18 protein-coding genes and 3 pseudogenes are annotated in these 21,863 nt (G+C 69.5%); 11 read left to right on the forward strand and 10 right to left on the reverse strand.

The window, feature by feature from the left end; all coding sequences use genetic code 11:
* The first annotated feature begins 342 nt into the window (after positions 1 to 342).
* The gene (locus ACSUPV_RS20185) at positions 343 to 849 is read left to right on the forward strand and encodes a hypothetical protein (protein ID WP_382615787.1); all 507 of its coding nucleotides are present in this window, start codon (positions 343 to 345) and stop codon (positions 847 to 849) included.
* Between the two features lie 34 nt (positions 850 to 883).
* Positions 884 to 1,249, forward strand: a complete 366-nt coding sequence (locus ACSUPV_RS20190; protein ID WP_102908278.1) for a hypothetical protein — start codon at positions 884 to 886, stop codon at positions 1,247 to 1,249.
* 344 nt (positions 1,250 to 1,593) lie between these two features.
* Here the strand turns inward: ACSUPV_RS20190 and ACSUPV_RS20195 are convergent, their stop codons facing one another.
* From ACSUPV_RS20195 to ACSUPV_RS20205, 3 genes are all read right to left on the reverse strand, one after another.
* Entirely contained in the window at positions 1,594 to 1,977 is a 384-nt protein-coding gene (locus ACSUPV_RS20195) for a GbsR/MarR family transcriptional regulator (RefSeq protein ID WP_382615788.1), read from the reverse strand.
* 227 nt (positions 1,978 to 2,204) lie between these two features.
* Positions 2,205 to 2,924, reverse strand: coding sequence for a potassium channel family protein (locus ACSUPV_RS20200; RefSeq protein WP_382615791.1), 720 nt, complete (start codon positions 2,922 to 2,924; stop codon positions 2,205 to 2,207).
* Positions 2,917 to 4,296 (reverse strand): TrkH family potassium uptake protein, encoded by a 1,380-nt coding sequence (locus tag ACSUPV_RS20205; RefSeq protein WP_382615793.1) that lies wholly within the window; start codon positions 4,294 to 4,296, stop codon positions 2,917 to 2,919. The genes ACSUPV_RS20200 and ACSUPV_RS20205 overlap by 8 nt, the downstream gene beginning before the upstream one ends.
* A 264-nt stretch (positions 4,297 to 4,560) precedes the next feature.
* Between ACSUPV_RS20205 and ACSUPV_RS20210 the strand changes: the two genes are divergently transcribed.
* On the forward strand, positions 4,561 to 4,731 hold the full coding sequence (locus tag ACSUPV_RS20210; RefSeq protein WP_382615795.1) for a hypothetical protein: 171 nt from the start codon (positions 4,561 to 4,563) through the stop codon (positions 4,729 to 4,731).
* Positions 4,732 to 4,859: 128 nt separating this feature from the next.
* Here ACSUPV_RS20210 and ACSUPV_RS20215 read toward each other — a convergent pair whose 3' ends face one another.
* Together ACSUPV_RS20215 and ACSUPV_RS20220 are read right to left on the reverse strand one after the other, a co-directional pair.
* Positions 4,860 to 5,171, reverse strand: a complete 312-nt coding sequence (locus ACSUPV_RS20215) for an ion channel (protein ID WP_382615797.1) — start codon at positions 5,169 to 5,171, stop codon at positions 4,860 to 4,862.
* A 34-nt stretch (positions 5,172 to 5,205) separates the two neighbouring features.
* Entirely contained in the window at positions 5,206 to 6,120 is a 915-nt protein-coding gene (locus ACSUPV_RS20220) for a LysR family transcriptional regulator (RefSeq protein WP_436948059.1), read from the reverse strand.
* A gap of 487 nt (positions 6,121 to 6,607) precedes the next feature.
* Here ACSUPV_RS20220 and ACSUPV_RS20225 point away from each other — a divergent pair, with 487 nt between their 5' ends.
* Positions 6,608 to 6,835 (forward strand): alpha/beta fold hydrolase, encoded by a 228-nt coding sequence (locus ACSUPV_RS20225; RefSeq protein WP_382615799.1) that lies wholly within the window; start codon positions 6,608 to 6,610, stop codon positions 6,833 to 6,835.
* A 177-nt stretch (positions 6,836 to 7,012) separates the two neighbouring features.
* On the opposite strand, the gene ACSUPV_RS20230 is transcribed toward ACSUPV_RS20225, so the two are convergent.
* Together ACSUPV_RS20230 and ACSUPV_RS20235 are read right to left on the reverse strand one after the other, a co-directional pair.
* On the reverse strand, positions 7,013 to 7,276 hold the full coding sequence (locus ACSUPV_RS20230; protein WP_382615800.1) for a hypothetical protein: 264 nt from the start codon (positions 7,274 to 7,276) through the stop codon (positions 7,013 to 7,015).
* Between the two features lie 311 nt (positions 7,277 to 7,587).
* The gene (locus ACSUPV_RS20235; protein WP_382615802.1) at positions 7,588 to 8,841 is read right to left on the reverse strand and encodes a cation:proton antiporter; all 1,254 of its coding nucleotides are present in this window, start codon (positions 8,839 to 8,841) and stop codon (positions 7,588 to 7,590) included.
* Positions 8,842 to 9,128: 287 nt separating this feature from the next.
* On the opposite strand from ACSUPV_RS20235, the gene ACSUPV_RS20240 reads away from it, so the two are divergent.
* The gene (locus tag ACSUPV_RS20240; RefSeq protein ID WP_382615804.1) at positions 9,129 to 9,584 is read left to right on the forward strand and encodes a hypothetical protein; all 456 of its coding nucleotides are present in this window, start codon (positions 9,129 to 9,131) and stop codon (positions 9,582 to 9,584) included.
* Between the two features lie 114 nt (positions 9,585 to 9,698).
* Positions 9,699 to 10,115, forward strand: a pseudogene (locus ACSUPV_RS20245) (SPFH domain-containing protein); the annotation flags it as partial.
* 210 nt (positions 10,116 to 10,325) lie between these two features.
* Here ACSUPV_RS20245 and nhaA read toward each other — a convergent pair.
* Positions 10,326 to 11,620: pseudogene (nhaA, locus tag ACSUPV_RS20250) on the reverse strand (Na+/H+ antiporter NhaA).
* Positions 11,621 to 11,868: 248 nt separating this feature from the next.
* On the opposite strand from nhaA, the gene ACSUPV_RS20255 reads away from it, so the two are divergent.
* A complete protein-coding gene (locus tag ACSUPV_RS20255) occupies positions 11,869 to 13,137 on the forward strand; it encodes a cation:proton antiporter domain-containing protein (protein WP_382615808.1) in 1,269 nt (422 codons plus the stop codon).
* A 92-nt stretch (positions 13,138 to 13,229) separates the two neighbouring features.
* Here ACSUPV_RS20255 and ACSUPV_RS20260 read toward each other — a convergent pair whose 3' ends face one another.
* The gene (locus ACSUPV_RS20260; RefSeq protein ID WP_382615810.1) at positions 13,230 to 14,768 is read right to left on the reverse strand and encodes an alanine/glycine:cation symporter family protein; all 1,539 of its coding nucleotides are present in this window, start codon (positions 14,766 to 14,768) and stop codon (positions 13,230 to 13,232) included.
* Between the two features lie 378 nt (positions 14,769 to 15,146).
* On the reverse strand, positions 15,147 to 17,099 hold the full coding sequence (locus tag ACSUPV_RS20265) for an NAD-binding protein (RefSeq protein WP_436948063.1): 1,953 nt from the start codon (positions 17,097 to 17,099) through the stop codon (positions 15,147 to 15,149).
* Positions 17,100 to 17,460: 361 nt separating this feature from the next.
* Between ACSUPV_RS20265 and ACSUPV_RS20270 the strand changes: the two genes are divergently transcribed.
* The 4 genes and pseudogenes from ACSUPV_RS20270 to ACSUPV_RS20285 form a co-directional block, all read left to right on the forward strand.
* Complete coding sequence (locus ACSUPV_RS20270) at positions 17,461 to 17,976, forward strand: hypothetical protein (protein ID WP_436948064.1); 516 nt, start codon at positions 17,461 to 17,463, stop codon at positions 17,974 to 17,976.
* Positions 17,977 to 18,080: 104 nt separating this feature from the next.
* Positions 18,081 to 19,613 (forward strand): flotillin family protein, encoded by a 1,533-nt coding sequence (locus ACSUPV_RS20275; RefSeq protein WP_436948066.1) that lies wholly within the window; start codon positions 18,081 to 18,083, stop codon positions 19,611 to 19,613.
* A 677-nt stretch (positions 19,614 to 20,290) separates the two neighbouring features.
* Positions 20,291 to 21,352 (forward strand): PucR family transcriptional regulator, encoded by a 1,062-nt coding sequence (locus ACSUPV_RS20280; RefSeq protein WP_382615817.1) that lies wholly within the window; start codon positions 20,291 to 20,293, stop codon positions 21,350 to 21,352.
* A 16-nt stretch (positions 21,353 to 21,368) separates the two neighbouring features.
* Positions 21,369 to 21,785 (forward strand): annotated as a pseudogene (locus ACSUPV_RS20285) (transposase); the annotation flags it as partial.
* Between the last annotated feature and the right edge of the window lie 78 nt (positions 21,786 to 21,863).

Genomic DNA, 21,863 nt, shown 5'->3' on the forward strand with positions numbered 1-21,863 from the left:
GCTGGAGTCGGACAACCGCGACCGGCTCTTTGCCATCTGTCTCAAGTGGCGTTCTGAAATAAAGTTGAGTCGTGTACGATCTCGATTGATCCGCGTTTCAAGAACTTTCTTCGCTTCCTTGCGGTGTCAGTTGCGATTCCACCGGCGTCTTCGACAAGAGGCCTGATTCAAGTGGGTCGTTCCGGTAGGCAGTCGTGATCCTTTTCACGCGTCTTCTCTTATGCCGGACCTCCCTCGGGATGTCAGAGTCTCGTCCGTGATCACCTCCATGACCTGGAGGTGAGGACCACGGAACCGTCTCCCTGACCTGGAGACGAATGAACGACTACTGGGGAATCCAACATGCGTAAGACCACCACGCGCCGCGTCTCTCTGGCCGGAATAGCCGCCGTCACCAGTGCCGCCCTGCTCGCCACCGCGGCTCCCAGCGCCACGGCCGCCGACGACAGCCGGGGAACGGCTCGCGCCGTGGCTGCCACCTCCGCGACGCAGGCTCCTGAACTGACGGCCGAGCAGCGCCAGTTCATCGAGCAGGAGATGGGCCCGGAGGCGCTGGCCGAGATCGAGAAGGCCATGAGCCGCAACGGCGGCTTCGCCTTCCCGATCGCTGCGGCGGCCATCGGTGCCGCGGCATGGTGCGCGAAGGGCGCGCTGGCCAGCATCCCCACCTCGGTGCTCAGCGACATCGCGGCAGGCAAGGCCTCCAGCAAGAAGACCTACGTCAGAAACGCCGTCATCGGCTGCCTCGGGGGCGAGATCGGGGGCGTCGTCTGGAAGTTCCTGCCGGGCTGGGTCAAGAACAAGGCCATCAACATGGTGATCGCCTTCATCATCAAGTACATCCGCTGACGCCGCTCGGCACCGCGACAACCCTGGGGCATCCATGGCCTACATCTTCATCTTCGGTTGCTTCCTCCTGCTGGGCGTGGCCGCTTCGCTGGCCGCACGCACCGGGTACCGGGGCAAGGTCTGTGACCGGTCCGACGGGTACGAGGTCCCCGCGGAGGTGAAGTCCGACCCGGGGCTGAGGAAACGGGCGAATGACCTGGTGGCCTTCTGGTGCACCGGGGCCGCGGTGCTCAGCTTCGCTCCGTTGGTGCCGATCGGCACGGTCATCATGAGCGGCGGTGGCCGAACGGTCGGCACCTGGGGACTTGTAGTCCTCGCCGTCTACGGCCTGGCCGTGGTGACCGTGGGTGCCTACCCGTTCGAGAAGATCAAGAGCCTGGGGCGGTCCGCCGAGCGGTGAACAGAGCAAGGGCTGCTGCGTCGTGCGGCTGGCGGGAGCGACTGTCGCCCTGTCTGCAGTTCGCACCCTGCACCGGTCCATCTCGCTCGGCACCGGTCTCCCCACCCTCATGGGGACCGGTGCCGATGCCCGCCAGCGGCTGCACGCCGGGGCCTGTGGCGCTGCTGTTCGGCACGACACACTGGACGGGTGCGTCGATCAGCATCCGCCGACGTGACTTGGCCGACCTGCCCCGCCGCGCTTCCAGGGCTGTGGACCAAGGGGGTCACTTACGTCGAGGTGCCTGTGGACCGGACATCCTCGATCGGCCAGGGCGCCGCAGTGGTGTGGGGCGCCCAACACTCTCATCGTTCGACTCGTCGAGGAAAGGTGTCGTCGACTCGGTGTCGGCCGAGGAGGCTGAGGGTCCCCTGCGCACGGCACCAGACCGTGATGGACTGACCGGGGTGTGGACCAAGCGCAGTTCGGGGCGTGGCGCCGAGGGTGTCCCAGGCGCCCTCGCGGAAGCGGTAGTGGTCGCGACGGCTGCCCGGTGCGGGGACGCGCTCGACGAGGCCGACGGGGATGAGCTGCTTGATCGCGGTGGAGACGTCTCCTGAGCTGATCGACAGCTCCTCGCACAGGGCAGCGGCGGTCATGGTGTCCTGTTGGTGGTCGCAGGCACGTACCGCTTCAACCACCGCGACCTCAACGGCTGACGAGCCGGCCGGTCCGCAGAGCCGCCGCACCCACGTGCGGGATAGCCTCCTTGGTCACCGGCCTCGACCAGGCTGGTGACCACCGGGGGAAGAGGAGACCGCCATGGCACCCAAGCCGGTCCGGGCAGCGATCGGGGAGATGCGGATCACCTGCCAGGTCTGCGGCAGTGATCGCTGGCGGTGCGGATTCGTGCACCTCTTCGTGAACAGAGACCTCAAGCTCTATCGCGCGGACAAATAGCTGCCGGAACGGGGCTTCAGCTGAGCTCGGCGAACGACTCCACCGCGCGGGTCTTGCCGGTGACGACGATGACGTCGCCCTTCTGGACGACCGTCTCGGCGGTGGCGTAGGAGAAGCCCTCTCCCGGCCGCTTGATGCCGACCACGGTGACGCCGTACCGGCTGCGGACTTGGCTCTGGCCGAGCGGCACGCCGGTGGCGATGTCCGGGGCGACGGTTTTCACCAGGGCGTAGTCGTCGTCGAACTCGATGAAGTCCAGCATCCGGCCCGTGACCAGGTGGGCGACGCGCTCACCCATCTCGTGCTCGGGCAGGACGACATGGTGCACACCGAGGCGCTCGAGGATCTGGCCGTGCTGGCGGCTGATGGCTTTGGCCCAGATGTTGGGCACCTCGGCCTCCAGCAGATTGGAACTGACCAGGATGGACGCCTCGATATCGGTTCCGATGGCGACGACAGCGCTGGTGATCTCGTGCACGCCGAGCTGGCGCAGCACCTCAGGGTCAGTGCAGTCGGCGACGGCGGCGTGGGTGAGCCCGTCGCTGTACTTCTGGACGAGTCGGGCGTCGGTGTCGATGCCGAGGACGTCCCAGCCGCGCCGCATCAGCTCGCTGGCCAGCGAGGATCCGAAGCGGCCGAGCCCGATGACGGCGACGCGCTGGTCACCGCCATGAACGTCGGTCTCCGTCGGGCGCTTGCGGTGGCGACGGCGCAGGGCGTGCAGCTTGTTAACCAATGACGGGTCGCTCCTCTGGCAGGTCGTAACGGCGGGTGCGCTCGCGCAGGGCGAGGGCCGAGACGAGCGTGATGGGGCCGAGGCGGCCGACGAACATCAGGACGACCAGCAGCAGTTGCCCGGCCGTGGGCAGGTCGGCGGTGATACCGGTGGACAGACCGACCGTGGCGAAGGCGGACACGGTCTCGAACAGCACCGCGTCCATGGGCTCGTCGATGAGCGTGAGCAGGACGAGCGTCGAGCCCATGACGAGGCCCACCCCGAGCAGCGCAACCGTCAGGGCCTGGCGCAGTGCGTGCGGTGCCAGACGGCGGCCCAGCACCGTGGAGGTGGGCTCGCCCCGCACTTCGGCGACGATCGCGGCGAGCAGCACCGCGAAGGTGGTGACCTTGATCCCGCCCGCGGTACCGGCGCTGCCTCCGCCGATGAACATCAGCACACACGTCATCAGCAGCGTCGAGGAGTGCAGCGCGCCGACGTCGATCGCGTTGAAGCCGGCCGTGCGGCTCATGGCGGAGTGGAAGAAGCCGTCGAGGATCTTGCCCGCCGTGGTGTGCGGGCCGAGCGTGCCGGGGTTGGTCCACTCCAGCAGGCAGGTCAGCAGCGTTCCGGCGACGAGCAGAACGACGGTGGCGCTCAGGGTGAGTTTGGCGTGCAGGCTCCAGGTGCGGTGCCCCGTCGTACGACGCCGGCGGCGGTGGCGCATCAGTTCCAGCAGCACCGGGAAACCGAGCCCTCCCAGGATCACCGCGGCGGCGACGGGCAGGGTCACCCAGGGGTCCTGGGCGTAGCGGGTGAGGCTGTCGGCGTGCAACCCGAAACCGGCGTTGTTGAACGCCGACACGGCGTGGAAGTAGCCGAGGTACACGGCGCTGCCGATGTCTTCGCCGTAGCCGTACCGGAAGCGCAGGGACAGCACCGCGCCGACCGCGAGTTCCACGACCATCGTGGTACCGGCCACGCCCAGCAGCACGCGCCGTACGTCACCGATGCCCAGGCTCTTGGTCTCCGCCTGAGCGGTCAGCTGCATGCGCAGCCGCAGCCGGCCCGAGATCAGCACCGCCAGCAGTGACGCCAGGGTCATGATGCCGAAACCGCCGACCTGGATCAGGGCCAGGATCACGCCCTCACCGAAGCCGCTCCAGTACGTTCCGGTGTCCACCACGGCCAGGCCTGTCACGCACACCGCCGAGGTGGCCGTGAACAGCGCGGTCACGAAACCGGGCGAGGAACCCCGCTCCGAGGCGAAGGGCAGGGACAGCAGCACAGTGCCGAGAAGGACCACCAGCGCGAACGCCACGACGACCGCGCGGGCGGGGTGGGCGGTGAGCAGCGCCGACCATGACCGCAACCGCGTCGCCAGGCCCACCATGGCTGTCCCTCCCCCGTCTGCACGACGGTCGTTGTCTTTGCCCACCGGCGCGGCATGCTCGCCAAGATCCCGGCCGCACACCCTACCCGTGAGTCCCTCCCGGGGAGCATGCCCCGTGCGATGCCGAGGCGCCACTACGGGCCCGGCCCAGGCAGCCGTACCTGCGGATGCCCATGCGGTGGGCCGCGGAGGCCTCAGGGCTCAGCGACTTCCGTGATCGTGCGCATAGGTGGTCAGGACCTGTTGGGGCGCGGTGTCCCGCGTGTGCAGGAAGCGGTCGTCGAGTACGGCGGCGAGGTCGTCGAGTGCTGCGGCGAGCACCGAAGCCGCGAGGCGGACATCCGTGTGTTCCGCCCGCCGCGCCTGCTCGGCCAGTCGGCCGCGAAGCCGATCGTCCGGGCCAGCGAGGTGTCGCCGGGGCCGTCGTGGAAGTAATAGGACTCGGGGTACTGGGTGAAGTCCACGCAGACCCGGGCGATGTCGCGAGCGAGTCCGTCCAGCACCGCGGCTCCGGCGCCGGGCCACAGCGGGATAGATGCCGAGGACCCAGGAGACGGTTGCTGTCAGCAGCACGAAGCCCACCAGGGCTTCGAGGGGTGCGACGACGCGCAGCCGGCCCTCCGCGGGGCGATGTCGCCCAGGCCGAGGGTGGCGACGATCACCAGGGAGATGTAGAGGGCGTCCACCGGTCCCGAGTGCTCGGCCGGCTCCAGCGAGCTGGAGAAGGTGAAGCCTTCCGTCAGGTGCGGCCAGTGCACCAGGGCCCAGCCCACGGTCACTCCACCGGCCCACATCACCATCGCACCGACCATGCCGAGCGGCCCGACCAGCCCCGCCGCCCCGCGTACCGCACGGCCCGGGAGAGAAGCCGCCACAGCCCCGTCATCACGATCCGGCTCAGTGCCTGTTTCACATTTTCGACGGCCGCTGGTCTGTCTGAAGTCTGTTCCGGTCTGTTGTGATGGCGATGTCAATGTCGGGGAGCCAGGAGTCTGAGGGGCGTTCGAGCCACCCCTCAGCTGTGCCGAGGGCTTGAGCGGCGTCGATCAGAGCGCTCACTCTGATGTTGGCCAGAACCGACCAGCTGTGCTTGTCCATGACTCGTCTGAATTCAACCTCGCCCTCGATCTTCGGGAAGGGCGGTGCCAGCTTGATGCCGCGGCCCGCGAACAGGGTGCGCGCGTAGTCCGTCCACTCGGTGGTGTCTTCATTGCCTGCGGCGGCGTAGACGGTTTCGCCTGCCAGCGCTGCCAGCGGAACCCGTGGCAGGGCAGTCAGCCGATGGCCAGGAGGCAGGTGGACGGCCAACTGGTCGTAGCGGATCAGTCGGTGTTCAAGACCGTCGCGGACAGTTGGCGGCAGCCCGGCGACGCGGCCGAATGAGACATCCAGCCGACCGTCCGCTATCTCGGCCGCTGCCCGCGCCAGGCCGCTGTGGAACCGGGGGACGAATTCCAGGTCGGGAGCTGCTTCACGGGCCGCTGCCAGTACTGGAGGACCAGTGGAACCGTGGAGGGCGACATCCACGATCAAGGGGCGGGCGTTTCCGGAAACCTGTGTGTGGTCCAGTTCCTCGCTCAGCTGCGCATGGGCGGACAGGACGCGGCGCACGATGGGCAGCAGGCGCTTCCCCTCGGGGGTGAGGGCGACGTGCCGGGTGTCCCGGTCGAACAGGGCCCTGCCCCACGCCTGCTCCAAGCGCCGGATGTCCCGGCTGAGCGCCTGCTGCGCGATGAACAGGCGGGCCGCGGCCCGGGTGAAGTGCAGTTCCTCCGCGACGGCCACGAACGCGCGCAACAGCCTGGGACTGATGTCATGGCGCACGCCTCCATTCTCACCAACTCGACTTGATTCACAACGGAATTGCCTAAACGCAGGAGAAACAGGTGTTGGACGCCTCAGCACACTGCTGACGAGGCTGGCTCCATGACAGATTGCTATGCGTCCAGGCCGGACCGCCGGCCCCCGCACGGTCTTGCGCTCGCCGTCCTGGGGGAGACCTTCGTCGTTGCTGCATTACCGGAGTTCACGGAGTCCCCGACAGACGCCCGGCGTCGCCGACGGCCGAGCCGGTTGTGGCGGGCGCTCAGACACCTGGCATGGTCCCGGTCGAGCAAGACCGTCGAATGATGGAGACGGAGGCGCGTGTGGGAGGCGTCAGGTGGCGGCCGCAACCGGGAGCCTCCGGCCCCGTCGTCGTGTCGGGTGACGGGTCCGGCGGCGGGTCATCAACGTAATGGACGCCCAGGTGATGAGCGTTTCGCTGACCTGCGGAAGCCGTTCGTGGTCCCGACAGTGCCGACGTGCTCTCATGGAGGTGTTCGCCGAGTCCGGCTGCACGGTCCTCGCGCCCTCACGTCCCGGCTACGGTCGTACGCCACTGTCGACCGGCACCTCGGTGAGCGGTTTCGCCGACGTCCCCCGGGCGCTGCGCGAGCACCTCGGTATCGGCAACGTCGCCGCCGTTGTGGGCATCTCTGGGGGAGGCCCGACGGCGGCCACGATGCGGCGCGCCATCCCGACCTGGTGGAGCGGTTGATCTTGCAAAGCGCCGTCGGGCGACTTGCCTGAAGAAGACCCACGGTTGGAACGCGTCCCGCTCCGCCGGACGGCCTGCGTATCCGGTCCGCAGGTGCGTGGGCATCAGGATGTCCGAGAACGCCAGTGGGGCTCCCCCGCCCACAAGAACGGGAAGCCCCACACCTGCCTGCGCCGGTCAACCGGCCATGGCCGCCCCGACCAGCGTCACAGCCGCACCGCACAGCAGCACGACAAGCGGCCATGCCGGCCGGCCGCGCCCCGTACGCCTGCGCCACAGCACCAGCCACAGCGCACACACCGCTACGAAGACGACCGTCACACCGCTCAGCTCGCCTTCCCGCCACGCCACCCGCACGGCGCCAGGGTCGGCACCCCACACGAGGAGCGCAACGAGGACGCCCACCGTCAGCGCACACACCGCTTCCAGCAGCCTGCTCATACGGTGCCCTTCTCCTCCGGCATGTCCATCAGGTCAGTGTGCGGGCGGAACGGACGGCCTGACCTCGACGGTCTCCGTCTTGCGGCCTTCTGCGTGCGTGCTGGTGGACCGCTTATCCCCGGCCGGGGACCGGCCGGGCTCCTGCGGCGCACCGGACTGCGCGATCTTGGCGCACGTCTCGACCATGCGAGTCTTGCCCTTTGCGTCCTTGACCACCTTGCCGTCAGCCCCGGTCAGCGGCAGCTTCGGGCCTGATGAAGTGCTGTCCGGACCAATGAGGACCAGCGCAAGCGGAGTATCAAGCACTCAGCTCAGGCATCGTCGGCGATGTCACGGCGTCCGGCTACCACCGCGTCTGCTTTCGTGCTGTTCTCCTCCTCGCTGGGGATGCCGACCAGATCCTCCACATCGAACATGCGGGCGATCGGCACGTCCGTGGAGCTGTGCGCGATGATCGAGAACGCGATGCACACCGCGATCAGCGTGTAGGCCTCCTCAGCCTGCGGAATGCCGGACTGCAGCACCAGCAGGCCATAGACCACCGAGGCGAAGCCCTTCGGCCCGAACCAGGCGGCGGTCAGCTTCTCCCGGCGGTTGAAGCGCGTGCCGATCAAGGAGATCAGCATGGATGCAGGCCGGATCAGCACGATCGCCAGCACCACCGCTGCGTACCCGCCCAGCGACAGGTCCCCGAACAGTTGAGGTGTCAGCAGCGCACCGAACACCAGCAGCGCGGCGAACTTCGCCAGTTCCGCCAGTGCCTCGCCCAGCGGCTCGAAGGCTTCCTTCGCCTCCGGAGACACGGCGACCAGTACCGCGCCGGCGGAGAAGGCGGCCAGGTAGGGGTTGGCGTGCGTGAGGTGGCAGGTTGCGTACAGGAGGATTCCGGTGGCCAGCGGCAGCAGGGGCTGCAGCTTCGGTTCCGCGCCCAGCAGCCGGAAGCGGACGAGGCCGTTGACGAGGAGGGGCAGCAGGACGCCGAAGAGGAGCCCGAGCAGAAGCTCCAGGGCGATCTTCCCCAGCGACGCTTCCGCGGTGCCGGCCGTCGGGCCCGCAGCCGCGATCAGGATGAGGACGATCGGCAGGGCGAGGCCGTCGTTGATGCCGCTCTCCACGTTCAGCAACTCACGCAGTTTGGAGGGCACTTCCTTGCGGCCAACGATCGCCGAGGCGAACACGGGATCAGTCGGTGCCAGGACCGCGCCAACCAGGAACGACGTCGTCCAATCCAGGCCGACCAGAAAGTGCGTGACGAGCGCCATGAACACGAAGGCCAGCGGCATCCCCAGTCCCAGAGCGCGTGCGGGGTTGCGCCAGTTGGCGCGCAGTTTGGAGAACGAGACGTGCTGGCCGTCCGTGAACAGCACCGCGAACAGCGCCAGGTCCGCCGTCGTGGCCACGATCGCACTGTCCGGCGTGATGTGGATCAGGCCCAGGAACCCGTCACTGACCAGGGCTCCGCCGACCAGGAAGAGAAAGGAGGTGGACAGCACCGTGCGGGCGGCGAGCCCGGACAGCAGTACCGCGACCAGCAGTGCCACACCGAAGACAGCGACGAGTACCACGGACAACCCCGATCAGCGACAGAGCACTTCCCCAAAACGCCGACCAGGCTTCCCGGCACACCGCCCATGACCTTACACATTCCTTACGCACCATTGACAGGGCCCTGACGGCAGCCGGAGCCGGGGAATCCTGCCGGGATACGGAAGCGTGCCGCCTGCCTCCTCCGCGACAAGCGGCCAACTCCCGTTCGTGGAGAGGTGATCGTGGAAGAGGTACCGTCGATGCCCACCGGTTGAGGTGAGTGGTCCTGCCTCGCTGATGTCCACAGGATCGGTACAGGGGGGCGATGAGTACGGACGAGTTCTGGCAGCAGTTCCTCCGGGACAGCGAGCGGGCCATCGATGAATCCGCCCCCAAGGAGCCGTCCGCACAGGAACGCATGGACCGGGTCGAGCGGCTCCGAGCAGGCGAGCGTATTGCTTCTCACCGGCAGGACGGGCAAGAGCAGATCGAAGCTGTCGGCGAGCTGTACGACCCTGAGGCCCCGTGGCAGGGGCCGGCGTGGCAGGACATGGATGTCCGAGCCAGACGCCGGCTCATCGGCCGAGTCCTCGGGCTGGTTACGGCGATCGTCGTGGTCCTGGGAGCGACGTCCCAGTTCTCCAGCGACTCCGGCAACGGTGTCGACACGCCCGGAGACATGGTCTCGACGCAGTCGGACGATGTCTTGGACCGGGTCCCCACGGGTCCTGCCGCCCCGGCCCCGGGACGACCCGCATCACCGCTCGTCAGCAAGGAGTAGAGCGTTTCCTCGCCGATCCTGGTCCGGTGAGGACGCACGGGAACCAGGGCAGGACCGTCTCGAAGGCGTCACCGGGCGGTAGCTTGGAAGGGAAGGCCCCATAAGGAGGGCGAATCGAACGGCGAGGCCAAGGCGGTGGAGCTCGTCTTCCAGGCCGTCCACCGCAACAACGCCGACCCGAAGATCCTGGCCTACAAGTACCTGGAGACGCTGCCGCACCTGGCGAGCAGTGACAACAACACCTTCTGGGTGATCCCCGGGGAGCTGACCGAGGCGATCCGCACCGTCACCCGCGCATTCGGTGACCAGCCGGCGGCGCCACCCGAGGAAGCAGCCGACGCCGGTGCCGGCCCGTCGTCGGACGAGGGCGGCACTCCGGAGCTGGATGCGGGCTGGACGGCATCGTCCGCCGCCACGGCAGCGAACGAGGCCGGGAAACAGGCCGCCGCCGCGGTGAGCGACGCCAAGGCCGAGGCCGAGGCCGCCAAGTCGCCCCAGACACCGCGCCGTGGACAGACTTCCCGCGGTTGAGCCCGCCCCCGGTTGTCACCGAGGAACGCCGTGGGACTTCCCGACCCCGCGGGAGGACCGGGCACGTTTGTCGCGCCCGAAGGCCGCTGCGCAGCCGGCGCGGCACGCTTACCGCAACGCGGCACCCCTACACGGCGGCCACGGTTGCCGGACCGCAGAACAGCAGATCGGCCACTGCGGTGAGCAGGTGACGGCGCGGTGGTGGCCAGGTCATGCGCCGCCTGCTTCGGTGCGCTGGTAGATGTCGGGGACGCCGTCGGCGTCCTCGTCGAGGTTCTCTTCCTCGTACAGGCGCCGGTACACGGCGTTCCTGCGGCGCAGGAGCAGGGCGGCCAGCAGGGCGGCGGTGAGCGATGCGATCAGGACGGCGGCCTTGACGTGCTCGCCGACGGCGGTGCCGGGGAAGGCCAGTTCGCCGATGAGCAGGGCGACCGTGAAGCCGATCCCGGCCAGGGTCGCCAAGGCGAGGACGTCGGCCCAGGCCAGGGCGGGATTGAGCCGCGCGCGGGTGAAGCGGGCGGCGAGGTAGGTTCCGGCGAAGATCCCGAGGATCTTGCCCGCGACGAGCCCGGCGATCACGCCGAGGGGTTCTGGGGTGGTGAACACCTTGCCCAGCGCGTCGCCGGAGACGCTGACCCCGGCGGCGAACAGCGCGAACAGCGGCACGCACACGCCGGCGGAGAGAGGGTGCAGCAGATGACCGGTGCGTTCTGCGGGTGATTCCTCTTCGTTCCGGTCGCGGACCGTGCGCAGGATCAGGCCCATGGCGACTCCCGCGACGGTGGCGTGGATGCCGCCGTTGTAGAGCAGCGCCCAGATCGCCACCCCGAGCGGCACGTACCACCACCAGCCCCGAACCCGTCGCCGCTGCAGGACGTAGAAGACGACCAGCCCGGCGAACGCCCCCGCCAGCGCCCAGTAGTTGAGGTCCGAGGTGAAGAACAGGGCGATGATCAGGATCGCGCCGAGGTCGTCGACCACCGCGAGGTCAGCAGGAAGGCCCGCAGGGCGGTCGGCAGGTGGGTGGACATGACCGCCAGGACCGCCAGGGCGAAGGCGATGTCGGTGGCCATCGGCACCGCCCAGCCGTCCATGCTGCCGCCGCCGGCCGCGACCGTGACGGCGTAGAAGGCGGCGGGAAGGGCCATGCCGCACACAGCGGCGATGACGGGCAGAGCAGCCGTCGCCGGGGTGCGCAGGGAACCGACGACCAGTTCCCGCTTCAGCTCGATCCCGGCGACCAGGAAGAAGACGGTCAGTAGTCCGTCGGAGGTCCAGTGGCCGACCGAGAGGTCCAGTCCCAGTGCGGGTATCCCGAAGTGGAAGTCGCGGATGGTGGTGTAGGCGCTGCTGAGTGGAGTGTTCGCCCATACCAGCGCGACCACCGCGGCGGCCAGCAGGACAAGACCGCCCACCGTCTCGGTGCGCAGAGCACGGGCCACTGCCTGTCGTTCGGGCCACGAGAGGCGACCGAGGAACGGGGTGCGGGGTGGGGTGGCGGCCAAGACGGCGAACCTCCGGGGTGTCGGCGAAACGGGCACACGCCCTACGGACGCCGACCAGACTTCCCGGCACACCCCGCGCCCTGCTTGACGCGTTCTTCACACCCTAACCGGAGCCGGCCCGTCGGCCCACCCCCACCTCGGGGCCGCAAACGGGCAGGCAGCGGGCTCGGTGACGTACTCGGGCGAGGCACCGGTGCGGACGGGGTACACACCTGGCCTGGAGTGATCACGTCGGGCAGGAGGTCGCAGTGACGCTTTCGGACGTGGTCTACGTCTTTCTGGGCCTGGGGGCGCTGGGGGCTGCCGTGCTGCCCCGGGTGGTGTCCAGGCGGCCGTTGTCCCTGCCCATGGTCTTCCTCGCCGCGGGGGTTCTGATCGAGTTGCTGCCGGTGGGCGTGCCGGCCGTGGATCCCGTTCGTGAGCGCCTGTGGGTCGAACACACCACCGAGGTGTGTGTGATCGTGTCGCTGATGGGCGCGGGGCTCGCCATCGACCGGCCCTTCGGGTGGCGCCGGTGGTCCAGTACGTGGCGGTTGCTGGGCATCACGATGCCGCTGACCGTGGCGGTCGTCGCCCTGCTGGCCTGGGGGCTGCTCGACTGGCCGCCCGCCGCCGCTCTGCTGCTGGGGGCCGTGCTCGCGCCGACGGATCCCGTGCTGGCCGGTGAGGTGCGGGTGGGCGAGCCGCTGGGTACCGAGCGCGACGAGGACGAGGTGCGGTTCTCCCTGACCAGTGAGGCGGGGCTGAACGACGGACTCGCCTTTCCGTTCGTCTACGCGGCGATCGCCCTCGCCGCGGCGGCCGGGACGGGATGGTCGGCCGAGTGGATCGGCACGTGGGTACTGACCGACCTGCTGGGCAAGTGCGCTGTGGGGCTGGCCGTCGGGGGTGGTGTCGGCTGGCTGCTGGGGTGGATGTTCTTCCGGGTCCGCAAGTCGGCGCTGCGGCTGTCCGAGCACATGGAGGGCTTCGTGGCGCTGGGCGCCACCTTCCTGTCGTACGGCATCGCAGAGGTGCTCCACGGCTACGGCTTCCTGTCCGTGTTCGTGACCGCCTGCGTCATCCGGGCCGCCGAGCGCAGCCACGGCTATCACAAGGTGCTGCACGAGTTCACCGAGCAGATCGAGCGGTTGCTCACGGCCGTGCTGCTGTTCCTGCTCGGCGGCTATCTGGTGGCCGGCGCCTTGTCCGCCCTGACGCTGATGGGCGCGGTGCTGGGCGTGCTGGTGCTGCTGGTTGTGCGGCCGCTGACCGGGTGGCTGGCGCAGGCACGGAGCGCCGTAGGGAAGAAGGAGCGTGCTGTGGTCGCCCTGTTCGGGATCCGGGGCATCGGTTCGCTGTTCTACCTGTCCTACGCGCTGGGGCAGGACTCCTTCGGCGGGCTGGAACGGGAGCTGTGGGCGATCGTGGCCCTCACCGTGGTGATCTCGGTGGTGCTGCACGGAGTCATGGCGACCCCGGCCATCGGCTACCTGGACCGGCGGCGCGACGGGACGGAGCTCGGCGGTCGTTCGTAGGCGGTCGTTCCCGGGCAGACGTACGGGCCCGTACCCACCAAGGCGCGAGGTGAGCACGGGCCCGTACCGGAGCCGGGCCGCCGGGGGGGCGGTCAGACGGTGGTCTTCACCGACTCCTGGTCTTCGTCGCCGTCGTCGCTGATCTCGCCGGCCTTGCGGGCGCGGACGAACTCCAGGAAGGAGCCGAGCTCGCGCTTGACGACCGGGGCGAGCAGGTACAGGCCGATGATGTTGAAGACCGACAGCAGGAAGAGCGCGGAGTCGGCGAGGCTGATCAGCGAGTCGAGGGACATCAGGGAGCCCAGGATCACGAACAGGCTCCAGACGACCTTGAAGACGGTCTCGCTGGCCTTGCTCTTGCCGAACAGGTACGACCAGGCCTTGAGGCCGTAGTAGCCCCAGGTCAGGATCGTGGAGAAGGCGAACAGCAGCACCGCGATCGTGAGCACGGTCGGGAACCAGGGCAACACGGTCTCGAAGGCGTCGGAGGTGATGGTGACTCCGCCGATGTCCTTGCCCTCGCGGGCCTCGCCCCAGCTGGCCGGGTCGGCGATGACGATGGTCAGCGCGGTCATGGTGCAGATGACGACCGTGTCGATGAACGGCTCCAGCAGGGCGACCAGACCCTCGCTGGCGGGGTGCTTGGTCTTGACCGCGGAGTGGGCGATCGGGGCGGAGCCGAGACCGGCCTCGTTGGAGAACGCGGCGCGCTGGAAACCGATGATCAGGGCACCGAGCACACCGCCGACGACGCCGTCGGCCTGGAAGGCGCCCCGCAGGATTTCCTGGAAGGCGTCCGGCACCGCGGTGACGTTGCCCAGGATGACGACCAGGCAGGCCACGATGTAGATACCGGCCATCGCGGGCACCAGCCGACTGGTGACCGAGGCGATGGAGCGGATGCCGCCGAGCAGCACCAGGCCGACCAGCGCGGAGACGACCAGGCCGAAGAGGACGGCACCGGCGGAGGAGGCCAGGAAGCCGTCCTCGCCGCCGAAGGTCGAGGAGACCTGCGCGTAGCTCTGGTTGGTCTGGAACAGGTTGCCACCGAACAGACCGAAGAAGAGGATCATGATCGAGGCCAGGACGGCGAGCACCTTGCCGAGCTTGGCGCCGCCGTTGCCGAAGCGGTCCTTGAGGCCCTTGGGCAGGTAGTGCATCGGGCCGCCGGAGACGGTGCCGTCGGCGTGCACCTCGCGGTACTTCACGCCGAGGGTGACCTCGACGAACTTGGTGGCCATGCCGAGCAGGCCGCACAGGATCATCCAGAACGTGGCGCCGGGGCCGCCGATGGAGACGGCGACGGCCACACCGGCGATGTTGCCGAGGCCGACCGTGCCGGAGACGGCGGCGGTCAGGGCCTGGAAGTGGTTGACCTCGCCGGCCGACCCCTTCTCGTCGTACTTCCCGCGCACCACGTCGACCGCGAGTCTGAACTTGCGGACCTGCACGAACCCGAACCAGCCGGTGAAGACCAGACCGGCGACGACGAGCCAGGCGACGATGAGGGGAAGTTCCGTTCCGCCGACGGGAACCGCGTAGAAGACGACTTCTCCGAGCCACTTGGCTATCGGTTCGAAGAAATCGCTGACGGCTTCGTCGACGTTCTGGGTGACGGAGTCGAGTGACACAGTGGCTACCTCGATGGTGCGAGCCCGGGGCACGGGGAAGTGCCGCCGGTCGATGTGCGGTCTCTGAACGAACGCCGTTGTCCGATCGGCGACGCTGGGCGGGCTGTCCGTGAATGCGGATCGTGATCACCCGGGTCGTGCTGCCGGTGCATGCCGACCGCTCCGCAGTGTGGTGTTGAGCGGTTCCACCTGCGGAGTTGCGCAGTTCTACCACGCCCTTTGCCATGTGTTTAGTGACTCAAGTCACATAACTCACAGTCGCAGTCGAAAGTGCCAGCGAGCGATATCGGACCGTTATGCGGAGCCGGAGATCCGTTCACCGGACAGCTGATGAACGTGCATACACATGGGCCAGGCAGCGCCGAAGGCACGGTCGCCTCATGCGTCAGTGGTTCGCGCCCCCAGCCGTGACTGCCGGCCGAGGAGTTCGGCCAGGCCCTGGCGCGTCGCGGCGAGTACCACACGATCCTCGGGCCGTAGGACATAGCCGGGGTGCAGGTCCCATACGAGTCCGCGGGGACGGTCGGCACCGTGGTGCGTCGGTGTGGCGGCGAGGTCCGGCAGCCGCTCGCCCGGATCGGCTGTGTCCAGGGCCAGAACGCGCCACTTCTCCGGACGGAACGACTCGGCGATGGTGCGCCCTTCCAGCTGCGGGTGCCCGGCGACAGCGAGGGCGGCGAAGAGCAGGACGCGACGCTCGACGGGTATGGCCCCCAGAACCTGACGGCCCATCATGGCTCCGGCGAAGGCGGGGGCCGCGAGGGTCGAAACGCTGCGGCTGCGGGTGAGGGCGCGCGGGTGGGCGGTGCGCAGGGTGCGGTAGACAGCGGTGGCGAAGGCGTCGTCGTACAGGCGCAGGGCCACCCGCAGGTCCGCTTTGACGGAGCGTGCGTACAGGGCGGATTCGAGGTTGGTGGTGTCGTGGCTGGTGAGGGCCAGCAGGGAGTGCGCCCGGTGGATCTTTGCGGCCTCCAGAACGCCCTCCTGGGTGGCATCGCCAAGGACGGTGGGGACGCGCAGGCGGCGGGCGAGCGGGATGCCGCGCGCTTCCGGGTCCTCCTCGACGCACACCACGGGGATGTCGAGCTCCCGCAGACGGGCCAGGACCCGAGTGCCGATCTTGCCGAGGCCGACCAGGACGACATGGCCGGACAGGCCGCGGGGTGGCCGGCGCAGCGCGGAAGCCGTGCGGAATGTACCGAGCGCCTCCAGGACGGCCGCGAGCAGCACGGGCATCAGCAGCAGGCCGGCCAGTCCGGCGAGAAGCTGGAGCACCTGACGCGCGGTGGGCTCGTCGAGGGCCGGGTCGCCGATCGCGAAGAGATCGAGCAAGGTGAGGTAGGCGGCGTGCAGCGGGTGGTGCCCGGTGGTCAGCCAGGTGGCGACGGCCACCCCCAGGACGCACCCCAAGAGCCCGGCCAGTGACCAGCGCAGTCGGCGCGAGAACAGCGAGCCGAGCGGCAGTCCGCGCCCCGCCAGCCGACGCGGTGCGGAACCGGAAGAGGTGTGCGTGACCGTTTCGAGGACCACCGTGCCGCGTCCGGTGGCGCCCGCGACCGTGTCGTCGTCCGGCAGCAGAATCGGCGCCTCCCGGCCGCTGGCGTCCGAACCTTCCGCTCCGGCGGGGTCGTTGGTGGTGGACGACAGCAGGGCCAGGGTGCACAGCCCTGGATCGGCGACCCGGCCGTGGCCGGGTGGAGTGCGTTCCACGGCACGCAGCAGCAGTCCGTCGGCCTGGACGACCTTGCTGGTGCCCGCGACGGCGGTGGCCGCGAGCGCGGGTGCCGCGGTGTCGGCGTCCGACAGCACGGTGGTGGAGGTGTCCAGAGCCTCGGGGTCCAGGCCGGGCACGGCGAGGGTGGCGGCCTGGTCGAGGAGCTCCTCCAAGTGCTGTCCGAGCTTGCGGTTGTAGAGCCGGATGACCAGGCGCAGCCGGGGATTGAGACGGCGGGCGGCCAGCGCGGCATGGATGTTGGTCTCGTCGTCGTCATGCACGAGCGCCAGCGCGGCGGCCTCACGCACGCCCATCCCGGCCAGGGCGGCTTCGTCGAGGACGGCCGTCTCGACGATGCGGGCTGTGCCGGTCGCGACCGGATCGGCCGATCCCTCCGTGCGGTTCATGGCGGCCTGTATCCGGCCGAGCAGCGCGGCGGCACGCGCCCTTCCGGTGCTCGCGCCGGGCCGCGGCAAGGACGGTACGACGAGAGTGACCCGCTCCCGGTACACCGTGGCGAGCTCGGCGGCCAGCCGCTCGGCGAGCGCGTCGTCCCCGCACACGATCATGTGGCCCGGACGTGACACGCCAGTCGCGGGCTGAGGGAACGTGATCATGCCGTACGGCACCCCCGGCTCAGGCGGAGGTGACGCCGGGCAGGGGCGCGTACCGCGCCAAGGGCGATTCTGAAGACCGTCACGAGCACCACGTCGAGCCCCCCGTTCGGCGAAGCATCTCCGCCTTCTTCCGTCAAGATCGCCGACCAGACTTCCCGTCACACCGCTGGGAACGGTACAGCTTCCTGACGCAGTGTCACAGAGCATCGGCACCGGCTTCACCCGCCGACCGTCCAGCTGTTCGGGGTGCGGCATTAAAGCCGCGTAAAGATTGCCGGAATCAGGCAATGTACCGTCCGGTGTCCGCGTGTGACGATGCCTGCGACAACGGGGGAAGGGCAAGGAGAGGCGGTGTGCGCGGATGGCCTGGTTTCTCGGGCTCGGCATAGCGGGGGTCGTTCTCCTTGCCCTGTCATTCGTCCTTGACGGCGTACTGGAGGGCCTGCTCGACGGAGTCTCCGTTCTGGACGGCCTGCTCGACGGGCTGCTGTCGCTGCCCGTGATCGCCGGATTCCTGTCCATGCTCGGTTTCTCGGGGGCGATCGTCCTGGGGACCACTGGGCTGGGCCCGGTGGGCGCCACGGTGATCGGAGTGCCGGCGGGTGTCCTCACCGGCTGGTTCACCTACCGGCTCAGCCGGGCTCTGGTGCATGACTCCTCGGGCGCCGCTCCGCGTGACGCCGACTTGATCGGCGCATCCGGCTCGGTGGTGACCGCGATCCCCGCCGAGGGCTACGGCGAGGTGCTGGTGCACGTGGCCGGGCAGCCGAGGAAGTTCGCGGCCAGGAGCCAGGTTGCCGTGGGCCGGGGAGCCGACGTCTGGGTCGAGCAGGCGCTGTCGCAGTCGGCTGTGTCCGTCCGCCCCGTCGAACGCTGACCCGGCGAAACGGTCCTCCTTTCCGGCACCCGCCCGAGGTGCCGTTCTCATCCACACATCTCTTACCGCATGCCGTCCTCAGGGAGGGCTGAGGGGACATCACCATGAGTTCTGTTGCCATCGCGGCGGGAGGAGTCTTCGTACTCCTCGTGCTGATCGCGCTGGTCGTGGTCAGCCGGTACAAGGTCGCCGGTCCGAGCGAGGCGTTCATCGTCACCGGTCGGCGCGGCAAGACGGCCACCGATCCGGAGACCGGGCGGGTGTTCACCGACAACAGCGGCCAGAAGGTCGTGGTCGGCGGCGGGGTCTTCGTCGTGCCGTTCGTGCAGCAGAGGTTCACCCTGGACCTGTCCTCGCGGCACATCCCCGTCGCGGTGCGCGGCGCGGTCACGCTGCGCGGGGTGAAGGCCAACCTGGAGGGCGTCGCCATCGTCAAGGTCGGCGGCAGCGAGGACGCCATCCGGGCCGCCGCCCAGCGGTTCCTGATGCAGCAGGACGGCATCGTCGGCTTCACCCAGGAGGTGCTCTCCGGCGCACTGCGCGCGATCGTCGGCCGGATGTCGGTGGAGGACATCATCCGCGACCGGGCCGCGTTCGCCGGACAGGTGGCGGAAGAGGCGGAGGCGAGCCTGTCCGGGCAGGGCCTGGTGCTGGACGCCTTCCAGATCCAGGACATCACCACCGAGGGCTCCTACCTCGAGGACCTCGGCCGGCCCGAGGCCGCCCGCGCCAAGCAGGAGGCCGACATCGCCGAGGCGGTCGCACGGCGCGCGGCCGAGCAGGCGCGGCTGAAGGCCGAGGAGGAGATCGCGATCGCGCAGCGGACCTTCTACCTCAAGCAGGCCGAGATCAAGGCCGAGACCGACGAGGCCGCGGCCCGGGCGGCGGCGGCCGGCCCGCTCGCGGAGGCCGCACGTCAGCAGGAGATCCTCGCCCAGCAGGAGAAGGTCGCCGAGCGGCAGGCCGCGCTCACCGACCGCCAGCTCGACACCCAGGTCCGCAAGCCCGCCGACGCCCAGCGCTACGCCGCCGAACAGGAGGCCGAGGCCAGGCGCGTCGCCCGGGTCAAGCAGGCCGAAGCGGACAAGGCGGCCGGCATCGCGGCAGCGCAGGCGGAGGCCGAGCGGTCCCGTCTCACGGGTGAAGGCGAGAAGCAGCAGCGCAGCGCGCTGGCCGAGGCGCACGCGATCGAGGGCCTCAAGCAGGGTGAGGCAGAGCGGTCCCGGCGTGCGGCGATCGCCGAGGCGGTGCGGCTGGAGGGCGAGGCCGAGGCGGCGGCGATCGGCGCGAAGGGTGAGGCCGAGGCCGAGGCGATGCGCAAGAAGGCCGACGCCTTCTCCCAGTACGGCGACGCCGCCGTGCTGCAGATGCTCGTCGAGGTGCTGCCGCAGGTCGTCGCGAAGGCATCGGAGCCGCTCAGCGCGGTGGACAAGATGACGGTCATCTCCACCGACGGCGCGAGCCAGCTCTCCCGTACCGTCGCCGACAACGTGGCCCAGGGCGTCGAACTCCTCAGCTCGACCACGGGAGTCGACCTCGCCGAGCTGCTGAAGAGCATCACGCAGCGCAACGGCGACGTCCAGCCCTCGACCACACCGGCCACCGCCGAGGCCAACGGAAAGATCCAGATCGGCTGAGAGCAGGCAGCCGGCACAGGGGCCCGCGCGGCATCGAGCCGCCGGGCCCCGTACTGGGGCGATTGCGGCAGACGGCGCTGCCGGTCCCTTCAGCGACTCCGCGCACTGGCCGTGTTCTGTGTCGGCTGCGGTCCCGTCGCCGGCGTCGTCGGGGTTGCCGCACTCGTCAACTCCCGCCACATCGGGCGTGCCGTGGTCGCGCACGCATGGACGGCCTGCAGTGCGGTCGCCATCCCGCCGAGGCAGGGACCGCCACGGGTCGTGCTGCGCCATCCGGCGGATGGATCTCTGATTCCGCTGTCCGTGTGCACCGTGGCGTCGCGGTACCACCTGGCCAACCCCGAACCCCGAGGGGTGCTGTGGTGGGCCGGAGACCCCCGAACCGGTGGGGTCATCGCGCCACCGGGCGGGAAGCGGCTGGTCCGGGTGCGCCCCACGCGATCCGACCAGGTGCGTCGTCGCGACGCGGAAGCCGCCGTCCGGCACGGACCGCTGACCAGACCGGCACCACCACAGCCGCAACTCGCCGTGCTCGAGCCGGCAGACCAAGCCCAGCATCTGAACCTGTCCCGCGGGCGGCATTCGGTGAGGTGTGAAGCGGGTCCGCCGGGACGTCTGTCACTCTGGTCCGCTGTGCGTGGGGAACGCCGGCGGAGCAACAACATCGAGGAGGTCGCGTGACGCGGTCAGCCATACCCGACGAGTACCTGGAGGGCTATGCCGGGATCCTGGCCGACGTCTGTGCCACGGGCCGCCGCCTCACCCGAAACGAGCTGGAGTCCCTGCGCGCCCGGGGAGAACGCGCCGCGGAGGCGGGCCTGGGACTGCGTCTTCTGGTCCGCCGGCATCTGTCCGCGGCCCGCGAGCTCTCGCCCGCCCTTTCGACCGTCGGAGCCGATCGTGTGCTCGCCGCCGTGGAGCAGGCGGTGGACGCCTTCGCCGAAGGATACGAACGGTCCCAGAAACTCGCGGTCAGGCAGGAAGAGGCCGCGCGGCGGGAGTTCATCGACGACCTGCTCTACGGCCGAAGCGACCTGGGCCGCCTGGCCGAACGGGCGGAACGCTTCGGCCTGCTCCTCTCCCGCGCCCACGCGGTCGCCGTCGCCCAGGGCGCCACGCCGGTCGACGACACGCACCCGGCGACCCGGCAGGTGGAGAGCGCCCTGGTCGCCCGGTTCGGAGAGCGCCGCATCCTGCTCACGACCAAGGACGGCCGCCTGGTCTGCATCGCACCCGGCGACCAGGACGACGTACTCGTGTACTTCGCCAAGCAGGCACACGCCGCCACCGACGGTGGCCGGGTCGCCCTCGGCCGCGCCCACCCCGGCGCCGGCGGGGTCGTCCACTCCTACGAGGAGGCCCTCAACGCCCTCGACCTGGCGGACCGCCTGGAACTGGAGGAGCTGGTGCTGCGCTCTGCCGACCTGCTCGTCTACCCGGTCCTCACCCGCGACCGGCAGGCCATGGCCGACCTCGTGCATAGTGCCCTCGGCCCGCTCCAGGCCGCCCGTGGCGGCGCCCAGCCCCTCCTCGACACCCTCACCGCGTACTTCGACTGCGGATGCGTCGCGGCCGAGGCGGCACGCCGCCTGCGCCTGAGCGTGCGGGCCCTGACCTACCGCCTGGAGCGCATCCACAAGCTCACCGGCACCAACCCGGCCGACCCCGTCCACCGCTACACCCTGCAGACCGCCGTCATCGGCGCCCGGTTGCTGGGCTGGCCCGGCAACGAGGTCTGACCTGTGTGCCGGCTAGATGCACGTCCTGTCGGACGCGAACGGACTGCCCCTTCTCGTCGGCATCCCAGCCGCCAACCCCCACGACAGCGAAGCGCTGAAGCCCATGGTGGAGGGTCACCAAATGAGACACGCCCCTCACCGCGGCCGCCACTTCAAGCCCCAGCGCCTGCATGCCGACAAGGCGTACGACCTCCCCCACCTGCGGAGACGGTCACGAGGCAAGCGCATCGGCGTGCGCATCGCCCGCAAAGGCATCGAGTCCAGCGAACGGTTGGGCCGCCGCAGGTGGGTGATCGAGCGCACCATCTCCTGGCTGTCCGGCTACCGCCGACTCAGCCCCCGCTACGAACGCCACTCCCGCAACTACCTGGCCTTTCTCGGCCTCGCTGCAGCCCTGTGCTGCTACAAGCGACTGGTCCGTCTCACCACATAGGACACCGTCTAAGCCGCCGACTGCCTGGTCGCCGAGTGGATGGTCGACGACATCAGCCACGAGGGCCTTCGGGTCCTG

This window comes from Streptomyces sp. SudanB52_2052 (assembly GCF_964272415.1).
Lineage (GTDB): Bacteria > Actinomycetota > Actinomycetes > Streptomycetales > Streptomycetaceae > Streptomyces > Streptomyces olindensis.